The sequence below is a fragment of the Kitasatospora sp. NPDC058492 genome (genome assembly GCF_042720685.1).
In the GTDB taxonomy this organism is placed as follows: Bacteria; Actinomycetota; Actinomycetes; order Streptomycetales; family Streptomycetaceae; genus Kitasatospora.
Genome location: NZ_JBHXMU010000018.1, coordinates 59,559 through 71,381 on the forward strand (window position 1 = coordinate 59,559; position 11,823 = coordinate 71,381).

At 73.1% G+C, this 11,823-nt stretch carries 9 protein-coding genes; 3 read left to right on the forward strand and 6 right to left on the reverse strand.

All coding sequences use genetic code 11. The features are described 5' to 3' along the window. Nucleotides 1-43: 43 nt before the first annotated feature. Both ACFWPI_RS14540 and ACFWPI_RS14545 read left to right on the forward strand, forming a co-directional pair. A complete protein-coding gene (locus ACFWPI_RS14540) occupies nucleotides 44-2,239 on the forward strand; it encodes a RecQ family ATP-dependent DNA helicase (RefSeq protein WP_380380379.1) in 2,196 nt (731 codons plus the stop codon). A 419-nt stretch (nucleotides 2,240-2,658) separates the two neighbouring features. Continuing rightward, nucleotides 2,659-3,297 (forward strand): hypothetical protein, encoded by a 639-nt coding sequence (locus ACFWPI_RS14545; RefSeq protein ID WP_380380383.1) that lies wholly within the window; start codon nucleotides 2,659-2,661, stop codon nucleotides 3,295-3,297. Between the two features lie 232 nt (nucleotides 3,298-3,529). Here ACFWPI_RS14545 and ACFWPI_RS14550 read toward each other — a convergent pair whose 3' ends face one another. From ACFWPI_RS14550 to ACFWPI_RS14560, 3 genes are all read right to left on the reverse strand, one after another. Further along, a complete protein-coding gene (locus ACFWPI_RS14550; protein ID WP_380380377.1) occupies nucleotides 3,530-4,207 on the reverse strand; it encodes a hypothetical protein in 678 nt (225 codons plus the stop codon). A gap of 99 nt (nucleotides 4,208-4,306) precedes the next feature. Continuing rightward, entirely contained in the window at nucleotides 4,307-5,005 is a 699-nt protein-coding gene (locus ACFWPI_RS14555) for a ribonuclease HII (protein ID WP_380380375.1), read from the reverse strand. Nucleotides 5,006-5,219: 214 nt separating this feature from the next. Next, nucleotides 5,220-5,771: a TetR/AcrR family transcriptional regulator gene (locus ACFWPI_RS14560; RefSeq protein WP_380380373.1), complete on the reverse strand. Its 552-nt coding sequence runs from the start codon at nucleotides 5,769-5,771 to the stop codon at nucleotides 5,220-5,222. 366 nt (nucleotides 5,772-6,137) lie between these two features. On the opposite strand from ACFWPI_RS14560, the gene ACFWPI_RS14565 reads away from it, so the two are divergent. Further along, nucleotides 6,138-7,685, forward strand: coding sequence for an MFS transporter (locus ACFWPI_RS14565; protein WP_380380371.1), 1,548 nt, complete (start codon nucleotides 6,138-6,140; stop codon nucleotides 7,683-7,685). Between the two features lie 144 nt (nucleotides 7,686-7,829). Here the strand turns inward: ACFWPI_RS14565 and ACFWPI_RS14570 are convergent, their stop codons facing one another. The 3 genes from ACFWPI_RS14570 to ACFWPI_RS14580 form a co-directional block, all read right to left on the reverse strand. Further along, a complete protein-coding gene (locus ACFWPI_RS14570) occupies nucleotides 7,830-9,347 on the reverse strand; it encodes a DUF4153 domain-containing protein (protein ID WP_380380369.1) in 1,518 nt (505 codons plus the stop codon). Nucleotides 9,348-9,694: 347 nt separating this feature from the next. Beyond that, on the reverse strand, nucleotides 9,695-10,642 hold the full coding sequence (locus ACFWPI_RS14575) for a carbohydrate ABC transporter permease (RefSeq protein WP_380380367.1): 948 nt from the start codon (nucleotides 10,640-10,642) through the stop codon (nucleotides 9,695-9,697). Further along, nucleotides 10,639-11,661 (reverse strand): carbohydrate ABC transporter permease, encoded by a 1,023-nt coding sequence (locus ACFWPI_RS14580; RefSeq protein ID WP_063349345.1) that lies wholly within the window; start codon nucleotides 11,659-11,661, stop codon nucleotides 10,639-10,641. Before ACFWPI_RS14580 ends, ACFWPI_RS14575 begins: the two co-directional genes overlap by 4 nt. Between the last annotated feature and the right edge of the window lie 162 nt (nucleotides 11,662-11,823).

Genomic DNA, 11,823 nt, shown 5'->3' on the forward strand with positions numbered 1-11,823 from the left:
CGGCATTCGCCTCATGTCAGCGGCTCGGGGTTACATGGACGCCATGCAGCAGCCCGAGAACCACACCACCGCCACCGCCGACCGCGCCGAGGTCCGGGCGCGGGCCGAGGCCGTCCTGCGCGAGCTCGCCGGGCCCGGCGCCGTCCTGCGCGAGGACCAGTGGACGGCCATCGAGGCCCTCGTGGTCGACCACCGCCGCGCCCTGGTCGTGCAGCGCACCGGCTGGGGGAAGTCCGCGGTCTACTTCATCTCCACCGCCCTGCTCCGGGCCCGGGGCGCCGGGCCGACGGTGATCGTCTCCCCGCTGCTCGCCCTGATGCGCAACCAGGTCGAGTCGGCGGCCCGGGCCGGCATCCACGCCCGGACCATCAACTCGGCCAACACCGACGAGTGGGACGAGATCCAGGCCGAGGTCTCCGCCGGGAAGGTCGACGTCCTGCTGGTCAGCCCCGAGCGGCTGAACAACCCCGACTTCCGCGACCAGGTGCTGCCCAAGCTCGCCGCCTCCACCGGCCTGCTCGTGGTCGACGAGGCCCACTGCATCTCGGACTGGGGCCACGACTTCCGCCCCGACTACCGCCGGCTGCGCACGATGCTCGCCGAGCTCCCGCCCGGCGTCCCGGTGCTGGCCACCACCGCCACCGCCAACGCCCGGGTCACCGCGGACGTCGCCGAGCAGCTCGGCACCGGCAGCACCGACGAGCACGCCCTGGTGCTGCGCGGGCCGCTCGACCGGGAGAGCCTCACCATGGGCGTGCTGGCCCTGCCCGACCCGGCGCACCGGCTGGCCTGGCTCGCCGACCACCTCGACCGGCTGCCGGGCTCGGGCATCGTCTACACCCTGACGGTGGCCGCCACCGAGGAGGTGACGGCCTTCCTGCGCGAGCGGGGCTTCCCGGTCGCCTCCTACTCCGGCCGCACCGAGGACGCCGAGCGCCGCACCGCCGAGGCCGACCTGCTGGCCAACCGGGTCAAGGCGCTGGTCGCCACCTCCGCGCTGGGCATGGGCTTCGACAAGCCCGACCTGGGCTTCGTGGTGCACCTCGGCTCGCCCAGCTCGCCGATCGCCTACTACCAGCAGGTCGGCCGGGCCGGGCGCGGCGTCGACCGGGCCGAGGTGCTGCTGCTGCCCGGGCGCGAGGACGAGGCGATCTGGCGCTACTTCGCCTCGCTGGCCTTCCCGCCGGAGGAGCAGGTGCGCCGCACCATCGACGCGCTGGCCGAGGCCGGCCGCCCGCTGTCCACCGCCGCGCTGGAGCCCCGGGTGGACCTGCGCCGCACCCGGCTGGAGACCATGCTCAAGGTGCTCGACGTGGACGGCGCCGTCCGCCGGGTCAAGGGCGGCTGGACGGCCACCGGGCAGAGCTGGGCGTACGACACCGCCCGGTACGCCAAGGTCGCGGCCTCCCGCGAGGCCGAACAGCGGGCGATGCGCGAGTACGCGGCGACCACCGGCTGCCGGATGGAGTTCCTGCGGCGCCAGCTGGACGACGAGCAGGCCCGTCCGTGCGGCCGGTGCGACAACTGCGCGGGGCCGCTGCACACCGCCAAGGTCTCCGCCGAGGCGCTGGACGCGGCCCGGGCCGCCCTCGGCCGCCCGGGCATCAGCTTCGAGCCGCGCCGGCTCTGGCCCACCGGGATGGACTCCCTCGGCGTGCCCCTCAAGGGCCGGATCCCGGCGGGCGAGCAGGCCGAGAACGGGCGGGCGCTCGGCCGGCTGTCCGACATCGGCTGGGGCAACCGGCTGCGCGCCCTGCTGGCCGACCAGGCCCCGGACGTACCGGTCCCCGGCGAGGCCGTGGACGCCCTGGTCGCGGTGCTCGCCGACTGGGCCCGCGGCCCCGGCGGCTGGGCCGGGCCCGCGACGGCGGACGGCACCCGGCTGGAGCGGCCGGTCGGTGTGGTGGCCATGGCCTCCTCGACCCACCCCCAGCTGGTGGGCAGCCTCGGTGCGCGGATCGCCGAGATCGGCCGGCTGCCGCTGCTCGGCCGGATCGAGTACGTCGACGGCCGGCCCCCGCACGGCGCGCGCAGCAACAGCGCCCAGCGACTGCACTCGCTGGCCGGCGCGCTGACGCTGCCGCCGGAGGTGGCGCAGGCGGTGGCCGAGGCTGGCGGGCCGGTGCTGCTGGTGGACGACCTCGTCGACTCGGGCTGGACGGTCACCGTGGCCGCCAGGCTGCTGCGCCGTGCCGGGGCGAGCGCGGTGTTGCCCCTGGTGCTGGCCGTGCAGGGGTGACCGGGCGGCAGTGGGCCGCCATTCCACCCATCACTCGAATGGCCTAACGAAGGGAGAAAGCAGCCCCCTCGCGAACACGCGGGACGCCGGAGCGGGGAAAGGAGTGGTCACCGTGCCGATGGCGGTTCACCGGACCCCGCACACGGTCTGGATCAAGGTCCAACGCCGCCCGAACGACGCTCGGAGCGCGGTGGAACATATCCGGCGGAACGTGGGCTTTCGGGTGGCGTTCATCGTTTCATCGTTGCCGCTCCACCCCGGATACCGCGAGAATTGGCGCGTACCCGAAACCCTGTCCGCTGGACCCGGCCTTCGGCGTACCCACGTACCCGCGTGCCAGTGGGTCAGGAAGGAGGATCGTGATCAACGGTATCGGCCGAGGTCAGCATCCCCTCGCCCGGAGTTCGGCGCCCAGACGGCTGCTGGACCTGGAAACCTGGACCGCCTCGGGGATCCCGTTGCTGCGCGACCCGCGCGAGTTCGTCGTGGAACTGCACCAGCGCCACCTGCCCCAGCCGGGCACGGTCGTGATCGCCGTCCTCAACGCGCTGCACCACGTGTCCGCCTCGGCCTCGTTCACGCCCTGGCCACACGACACCGACGGCTGGCAGCACCGCAACGCCCTGCTCACGCACCTGCGCCAGGTCACCCCGCACGACCTGCGGCTGGCCGAACCGACCCGCACGGCCGTGCTGTTGCGCTGCCGCGAGGGCGCGCCCGGCTGGACCGAGCAGGACGGCGCCTGGATGTGGGCACTGCGGGACGCGGCCGTCCTGCACGGGCTGCGCTGCGGCTCGTACATCGGGCTCACCCCGGCGGGCTGGCACGTCCTCGGGGACGGCCGGAGCGGACGCGATCCGCACGCGGGCTCGTGGGCGGACGGGGTGGTGCACACCGTCACGGAACTGCCGCCGCGCTCGGCGCTGGACGCCCCGCGCGGCCAGCGCGCCCGGCACCAGGCGGCCGAACGGGCCCAGCACGCCCGGCAGTCCGAGCACCCGTGGCCCCCGGCTCGGGGCGCCGCCGTCCAGCCCGCCCGGCGCACCGGCACCCGCTGACCCCGCCGACACCGACGGGTCGCGACCACAGACGACGTCACGGTCGCGGACGACGCCGCAGCCGGGGCCGACCCGAAGGCCCGACAGCCGACACCAAGACCAGGCACGGGCGGGCCCGGGCCCGGCCACGGATCAGCCCGCGCCCCGGACCGTACGCCCTCGCCGCACCGGGGTACGACGGACCCCGGGCCCGGCACCGTGCGGCGCCGGGCCCGGGGTGGCTCGGTCGTGGTCAGGCGCTGATCGAACGGCCGGGCGCGGTTCCGGCCGCCCCGGTGGCGACCGGGCCGGCGTCACCGCAGACCACGAGCAGCGCGGTCGTGTGGCCGAGCGCCTTGGCGTGGGCCTCGGCGGCCCGGGCGGCCGTCCCGCCGTTGACCACCAGGACGACCACCTCCCGGCGCACCGGGCGGGTCAGCGCGACGTCCGCGTAGAACACGTCCCCGCCCTCGGCGAGCTGTGCCCAGTAGCGCTCCTCGCCGAAGGAGAGTTCGTGCTGTTGCCAGGGGTGCGCCTCGCCGACCGTCAGCACCAGGATGTCGCCCGGGTTGCGGCCGGCGTCCAGCAGTCGGTCGACCGCGTCGTCCGCGTGTTCCAGCGCCTGCGCCGGGGTGGCGGCGACGCGCTGGATCTCGACCTGCGGTTCGGCGCCGCCCGAACGGCGCTGCGCCGGCGGGGGCTTGGGGATCAGTCGCGGCGGACCGGAGCGGTCGGCGCGCGGGGGTGTCGGGCGCGGCGGTGCCGGACGGGGGCCGGGCACCGGAACGGCGGCGACGGTGGTGGGTGCGGTGGAAGAAGCGCCGCCGTTGGCAGGCGCGCGGAGGGCTTGTGCGTCCGACTCGCGGGGGAAGGGAACGCCGGGGCCCGGGAGGCTCTCGTGAATCTCCGACTCCTCGGGGAAGACAGGCATACCCGGATATCTATCAAATGCCGCTCGAACACGCACGCGCACCCCACCCATTGGGCACCGCACACCCACCGCCCCACCCAGGCAATTCCAGACGGACCATCAGAAACCGAGCGTCAACTGTTCGTCGGCGGAGCCTTCGACCGCACCCGCGACGTCACGGACGCGCTTCAGGTGCCGCCACTTCGGCAGCCCGTCCAGGTATGCCCAGGAGAGCCGGTGATGCCCGGTGGGGCCGAACTCCTCCAGCGCGGCACGGTGCACCGGGGACGGGTAGCCGGCGTTGTCCGCGAAGCCGTATTCCGGGCATTCCTCGCCGAGTTCGGCCATCAGCCCGTCGCGGTGGACCTTGGCGAGCACCGAGGCGGCGGAGACGCAGATGCAGGACTGGTCACCCTTGATCACCGTGCGCACCTGCCAGGGGCCGCCCAGGTAGTCGTGCTTGCCGTCCAGGATCACCGCGTCGGGCTCGACCGGCAGCGCCTCCAGCGCGCGGACGGCGGCCAGCCGCAGCGCCGCCGTCATGCCGAGTTCGTCGCACTCCTGCGGCGAGGCATGGCCGAGCGCGTAGGCGGTGACCCAGTCGGCGAGGACCGGTGCGAGCGCGCGGCGGCGCAGTTCGGTGAGCAGCTTGGAGTCGGTCAGCCCCTCCGGGGCCTTGCGCAGACCGGTGACGGCCGCGCCCACGGTGACCGGGCCGGCCCAGGCGCCGCGCCCGACCTCGTCCAGGCCGACGACGATCTTGGCGCCGGCCCGGCGGAGCGAGCGCTCGACGGAGTGCGTCGGCGGGACGATGGGCATCGCGAGTTCCGTTCGGCGAAGGAGCAGCCCGTTCAGCTGGGCAGCATCCAGCCTAAGCCCCTCCGCTCAGCCGCCCGGGCCGACCGCCGGCGGCCCGCCCACCGGCCCGCCCACCAGGCCGCCCGCCCGAACCGCTCACCCCGGCAGCCCGCCCGAACCGCTCGGCGCCAACCGGCCGGCAGCCCCGCCCGCGGAGCCGCGGCCGCAGCCGTCCTCAGGCGCGGATCAGCGGGTACAGCACCTCGTCCATCAGCCGGGCCCCGAAGTCCGGCCCCATGTTCTCCCGGCCGCAGATCTTCACCTGGTAGAGCAGCATCGCCGGGACGACGTCCGCGACCAGTGCGGTGGCCGCGCCGGGCCGGACGTCGCCGCGGTCGGCGCCGCGGCGCAGGATCGCCAGGATGGTCTCCTTGGTCGGCTCGATCACCCGCTGGCCGATGAAGTCCTTGAACACCTCGGCCCGTTCATGGTCGATCTCGCCCATCAGCGTCTGGATCGCGGCGCCCGTCGGGGAGTTCATCGCGCCCATGAACACCTCGATGAGCTGCCGCAATTCGAGATCGGCGGACCCGAGGTCGGGGGTGTCGTAGGGGCGTGGGAGAGTGGCGTCCAGCGCGTCGATGACCAGTTCGTCCTTGGACGCCCAGCGCCGGTAGAGCGCGGCCTTCCCGGTCCGCGCCGCGCCGGCGACGCCTTCCATCGTCAGCCGCGCGTATCCGCCGGAGGTGAGCTGGTCGATCGTGGCCTCGAAGATCGCGTTCTCCAACTCCTTCCCCCGGCGCCGCACCGGCCGCGTGAGGGCCTCGCGGGCGACCCGCATCGGGCAGTGAGCCGCCGGCTCGGGCGCCGCTCCCGGTGGCGCCGCGGACGACGGGGGCGCGTCCGCCGCCTCAAACGGTCGGGCGCCCGCCCGACCGGTCGCCCGGTCCGCCGTCAGGCGCCGCACCAACCGATCCATCGCCACCATCCTTAGGGAACGCTTGCGTTCACAATCAGGCCCAGGATATCGTCCACATTAGTGAACGATCCCGTTCCTTCCTAGCCCGCGCCAGACCGTGGGCTCACGCCGGACCAGTCGGTCCGCAGCGTACGAAGCACGCAGCCAGGCACATAGCCAGCAGGGGGCACAATCGTGGCTATCTCCGACACGATCAGCAAGAACTCACCACCACAGAGCAGCCAGGGCCGGGGCAAGGGCATCACCCTGACCGTCATCGCGGCCACGCAGTTGATGGTGGTGCTCGACGCCACCATCGTGAACATCGCGTTGCCGCAGATCAGGGACGCGCTGAACTTCTCGACCACCAACCTGTCGTGGGTCATCAACGCCTACACGCTGACCTTCGGCGGGCTGCTGCTGCTCGGCGGGCGCGCGGGCGACATCCTCGGCCGCCGCCGGGTGTTCATCTTCGGGACCTTGCTGTTCGGCTTCGCCTCCCTGCTGGGCGGCTTCGCCCAGGACGGCGGGATGCTGCTGGCCGCCCGCGCGCTCCAGGGCATCGGCGGCGCGATCTGCTCACCGACGGCATTCGCCCTGATCGCCACCAACTTCAAGGAAGGGCCGGAACGCAACAAGGCGTTCGGCGTCTTCTCGGCGGTGGCCGGGTCCGGTGCCGCGATCGGCCTGCTGGCCGGCGGTCTGCTCACCGAGTACCTGGACTGGCGCTGGGTCTTCTTCGTCAACGTGCCGATCGCGGCGCTGATCGCGCTCGCCGCACCGCGCTACATCGCCGAGTCCGAGCGCCACGCGGGCCGCTTCGACCTACCGGGCGCACTCACCTCGACACTCGGCCTGGTCGGCCTGGTCTACGGGTTCATCCGCGCCGCCTCGGACGGTTGGTCGGACAGCATCACGCTCGGCTCCTTCGCGGGCGGCGTGCTGCTGCTCGCCGCGTTCGTCGTGATCGAGAACCGCACCGACCAGCCGATCACCCCGCTGCACCTGCTCGCCAACCGCAACCGCACCGGCGGCCTGGTGATGATGCTCTGCCTGGCCGCGGCCATGTTCGGCATCTTCTTCTACATCACGCTCTTCGTGCAGGGCCCGCTCGGCTACAGCCCGCTGAAGGCCGGCGTGTCCTTCCTGCCGATCAGCGTGTCGATCATCATCGCCGCGCAGCTCGCCTCCAGCCTCCAGGCCAAGTACGGCCCGAAGCCGTTCATGGCGGGCGGCGCCCTGCTGGTCACCGTCGGCCTCACCTGGCTGACCCAGATGAGCAAGGACAGCGGCTACCTGGACGGGGTGCTCGGCCCCACGGTCATCTTCGGCTTCGGCATGGGCCTGATCTTCGTCCCGGTGATGCTGCTCGCGGTCGCGGGCGTCCCCGGCCAGGAGACCGGCGCCGCATCCGGCCTGCTGAACTCCATGCAGCAGATCGGCGGTTCGCTCGGCCTCTCGATCCTGACCACGGTCTTCGCGCACTACGCCACCGCCGAGGGCAAGCTCCAGCAGCCGAAGTTCCTCCAGTCGGCCACTCCGGACCAGCTGGCCTACCTCCAGCAGCACCACGAGTTCCCGAAGGGCACCGACGCCGCCAACTCGGTCCTCACCCAGGGGATTTCACACGGCTTCATCGTGGGTGCCGTGCTCGCCGGGCTGGCGCTGGTGGTCTCGGTCTTCGTGATCAAGGCCAAGGCCAGCGACCTGCCGAGCGGGGCCTCCGGCGTCGCGATGCACTGAGCCCGACCAGGGCACACCGCACCACACCGCACCACACCGGGCCGTCCGGGAGCAGCACGCTCCTGGCCGGCCCGGCCGCGTTTCCCGGCCCCGACTCCCGCCCGGCTCCGCCCCCGACGCAGGCACCGGCGTCAGGCACCGGCGTCAGGGCCAGAGGTCCTGATACCTCATCCCGGCCCGCTCGCAGGAGGTGCGCCCCTCCTCCAACTGGTCCACCAACGGCCGTTGCGCCAGGATCTCCCGGGCCCGGGCCGCGGAGGCACTGGTGGCGTACCAGGCCTGCCTGGGGTGGTTCTCCAGCCCGGCGCGGATCAGCTGCAGCGCGCAGGTCCGCTGGACGGCGGGGAGCCGATCCAGGGCGGGGGCGGCGTCCGGCGAAAGGTCGCGGACGTTGCGCAGGTCGATCCGGGAGGTCCGCTCGAAGCGGGCGACGTTCTGCTCGGCGATGATCGCGTCCGGGCCCATCAGCCCGTACACCGCCGCCGTGAGCATGCCGCTGAGGACGACGACGCGGGGCAGCCAGCCCGCCGAGCGGGTCAGCCCGGCGGTGATCAGCAGCAGCAGGACGACGCCGAGCCAGCCCTCGACCACCAGCACCCAGAGCCGCAGCCTGGTCAGGCCGGAGGCGTCGACGTAGAACCACATCCGGCCGAGCGCCGAGGCGACCACGACCAGGGCGAGCACGCAGAGCGCCCCGAGCAGGATCCGCGCCACCCGGCGGTCGGCGGGCGTGCTGCGCGGGGCCCATCGCTTGGCGACCGCCACCACGACCAGGGTGAGCGCGGTGATCACGCTCAGCTGCCAGAAACCCTGCCGGGCGTACTCGGAGCGGCTCATCCCGGTGTTGCGCAGGACGGCGTCGGCGCCGCCGAGCACCACCAGGGCCTGGATCACCGCGAAGGCGCCGAACATCAGGTTGAGCGCGACCAGCGGCAGCGCCCACTCCAGCCGGCGGCGGGCCCGGCCCGGCCGGACGACCGTACGGTCCCAGCGGCGGGGCCCGGCCGCGATGTGGGCGAAGCCCAGGGCGGTGAACGCCCCCAGTGCGAACAGCACCGCGCGCAGCGGGAGCCCGCGGAGGTCGAGGCTGGGGCTGAGGCTGCCCAGCAGGTCCGCCATGGCGGCGTCCGCACCGGCGAACAGCAGACCGAAGACGGTCAGCAGGACGGCGGCGACCGCGAGTGCCTTGAGCACCGGGACGATGCGGCCCCGGTAGGGCAGGCTCCGGCCGCGCAGCCCGTCCCTCAGCCAGAGCACGCCGGGCGGCAGCTGCCAGAGGACGGCGGGCAGGGGGAGCAGGACGCCCGCCCAACGGCGGCCGCCGTGCAGCGCGAGCGAGGCCAGGCCGAGCGCGCACCCGATGGACAGCGACACCGGCCAGCCCGCCTCCCAGAGCGCTGGAACGGCGAGCAGGGCGACGGCGAGCAGGCTCCACACCACCGTCCAGGGCCGGATCCGGCGGCCCGCCGACCGGGCGGCGAGACCGGACGCGGCAGCGGTGGCGCCGGCGCAGATCAGCAGGTTGACGCCCACGCCGTCGAACAGCAGCCAGGCTGTCAGCAAGCCGGTGAGCAGTGCCAGGAGGAGAACCCGGGGCGTGGCGGCCGCCCTGCGCTCGGGGTCGCTCGGGAGTAGCCACCCGCGGTGCGGCGGCACGGGCATGCCGGATCCCCAATGAGGGCCAGGTCCGGGTCCGAGCGTCGCGGGCCCATGTGTCGCGGCTCCGGGCTCGGGTGGCAGGTCGGCCAGGGCAGGCGTGGACGGGCCGGACATGAGTCCCCCTCGGTGGTCGGCGGGCATGCGGAAGCCGCCCTTGGGGCAGTCCGCCGTCGGGCGCGCTCGGCGCCGCGGCTGCAGCCGACTGTAGACCATTCTGAACAGGTTCAAAACTCAGTTCTGAACAAGTTCAGAAACCTCGGCCCGCCTTCCCGCCACCGCTCCCAGAGCCCTCCCGCACCGCTCCCGCGGCCCTCCCGCACCTCTCCCGGGGCCCCTCCACCACCCCTCCGCTACCCCTTCACCGACCCGGCCAGCAGGCCCCGGACGAAGTACCGCTGCAAGCTGAAGAAGACGATCAGCGGGACGACGATCGACAGGAACGCCCCGGCCGTCAGCAGCTCCCACCGCCCGCCGAAGGACCCGGACAGCTGCGCCAGCCGGACCGTCATCGGCGCCACCTCCGGCGTGCCGCCCGCGAAGGTCAACGCGACCAGCAGGTCGTTCCAGACCCACAGGAACTGGAAGATCGCGAACGAGGCCAGCGCCGGGGTGCACAGCGGCAGCACGATCGAACGGAAGATCTTGAAGTGCGAGGCCCCGTCCACCACCGCCGCCTCCATCAGGTCCCGCGGCAGCTGGGCGATGAAGTTGTGCAGCAGGAACACCGCCAGCGGCAGCGCGAACATGGTGTGCGCCAGCCACACCGGTGCGTAGCTGCCCTTCAGGTCCACCGCCGGGATCAGCGTCAGCGAGCCCAGGTGCGCGCCGCCGGAGAAGAGGCGCAGCAGCGGGATCAGCGCCATCTGGATCGGCACCACCTGGAGCGCGAACACCGCGAAGAACACCGTGTCGCTCCCCCGGAACCGCACCCAGGCCAGCCCGTACGCCGCCATCGCCGCCAGCACCAGCGGGAACAGGGTGGCCGGGATGCTGATCGCCAGCGAGTTCACCAGGAACGGCATCAGCCCGGTGGAGACGCCGGAGCCGCCCTCGAACAGCACCGTGTGGTAGTTGCCCAGGCCCAGGTCCGGGTGGAGGAAGGCGTTCCACCAGCCGTTCGCCGTCACGTCCTGCTTGGGGCGCAGCGAGGTCACCAGCAGGCCCACCGTCGGGATCGTCCACAGGACGGTCACCGCGATCACGAAGACCGAGGCCAGCGGGCTGCTGAAGGCCTTCCGGACCGGGCTGCCGTGCGGCGCGCTCATCGCGCGGGCCGGCCTGTCGTGCGGTGCGCTCATCGGACCGCACGCTCCTTCCGCAGCTGGACGATGTTGTAGGCCACCAACGGCAGCACCGCGAGGAAGAGGATCACCGCGAGGGCGCTGCCCCGCCCGGTGTTGAACTGCACGAAGGACTGCGAGTACATCTCGTTGGCCAGCACCTGGGTGCCGAAGTTGCCGCCGGTCATGGTGCGGACGATGTCGAAGGCCTTCAGCGTGATGATCATGATGGTGGTCAGCACCACCACCACCGTGGTGCGGATCATCGGCACCGTGACGTACCAGAACAGCCGCACCCCCTGCGCACCGTCCAGCCGGGCCGCCTCGGTGACCTCGTCGGGGATCGCCTTGATCGCCGCCGACAGCACCACCAGCGCGAAGCCCGTCTGCACCCAGACCATCACCGCCATCAGCAGGAAGGTGTTCAACGGCTGCGAGAGCATCCAGTTCGGCGGATCGTCCCAGCCCACCGCGATGGCGAGTTGGCTCAGCAGGCCGATCTGCGACTGGCCCGGTCCACGCGACTCGTAGACGAACTTGAAGATGATCGAGGCGCCGACCAGCGAGATCGCCATCGGCATGAAGATCAGCGACTTGTACACCGCCTGGCCGCGCATCCGGTCCACCAGCAGCGCCAGCACCAGGCCCAGGCCGGTCGCCGCCAACGGCGCGACCACCAGCCAGAGCAGCGTGTTGACCAGCACCTTCTGCACCGAGTCGGTGGTGAACGCCCAGCCGAAGTTCTCGCCGCCGACGAAGCCGCTGCCGTCGGCGTTCTGCAGGCTCAGATAGACCGTGCGGATCAGCGGCACGACCAGGCCCACCAGCAGCAGCACCGCGGCCGGGCCGAGGAACACCACCACCGACAGCGGGCGGGAGAGCCGGCCCCGGGCCCGGCCCGCGGCGAAGAAGACCAGCAGCAGGATGCCGAGGAAGCCCGCGACGGCGCCGAGGCTGTTGCCGAACTTGACCGCCGCGTCGCCCCAGGAGCCGGTGGCGAGCGCGGTGACCGGTGAAGGGGTTCCGGGTACGGACATGACGGTGCGTCCCTCCTGTTCTGGTGGGAAGGGGCGGGCGGGGCGGGGGGGTGGGCCCCCCCCCCCCCCGCCAGGGGGTGCGGAAACGGCCCCCCCCCGGCCCCGGCCCCGGGCGGCCCCGCGCCCCCCACCGCCCCGCGCCCACAAAGGGCGGCGGGCCCC

Bases quoted from the DNA above. Each gene is read 5' to 3' on its own strand.
- ACFWPI_RS14580 (WP_063349345.1), bottom strand. From the start codon at position 11,661: ATGTCCGTACCCGGAACCCCTTCACCGGTCACCGCGCTCGCCACCGGC.
- ACFWPI_RS14540 (WP_380380379.1), top strand. From the start codon at position 44: ATGCAGCAGCCCGAGAACCACACCACCGCCACCGCCGACCGCGCCGAG.
- ACFWPI_RS14570 (WP_380380369.1), bottom strand. From the start codon at position 9,347: ATGCCCGTGCCGCCGCACCGCGGGTGGCTACTCCCGAGCGACCCCGAG.
- ACFWPI_RS14550 (WP_380380377.1), bottom strand. From the start codon at position 4,207: ATGCCTGTCTTCCCCGAGGAGTCGGAGATTCACGAGAGCCTCCCGGGC.
- ACFWPI_RS14555 (WP_380380375.1), bottom strand. From the start codon at position 5,005: ATGCCCATCGTCCCGCCGACGCACTCCGTCGAGCGCTCGCTCCGCCGG.
- ACFWPI_RS14575 (WP_380380367.1), bottom strand. From the start codon at position 10,642: ATGAGCGCACCGCACGACAGGCCGGCCCGCGCGATGAGCGCGCCGCAC.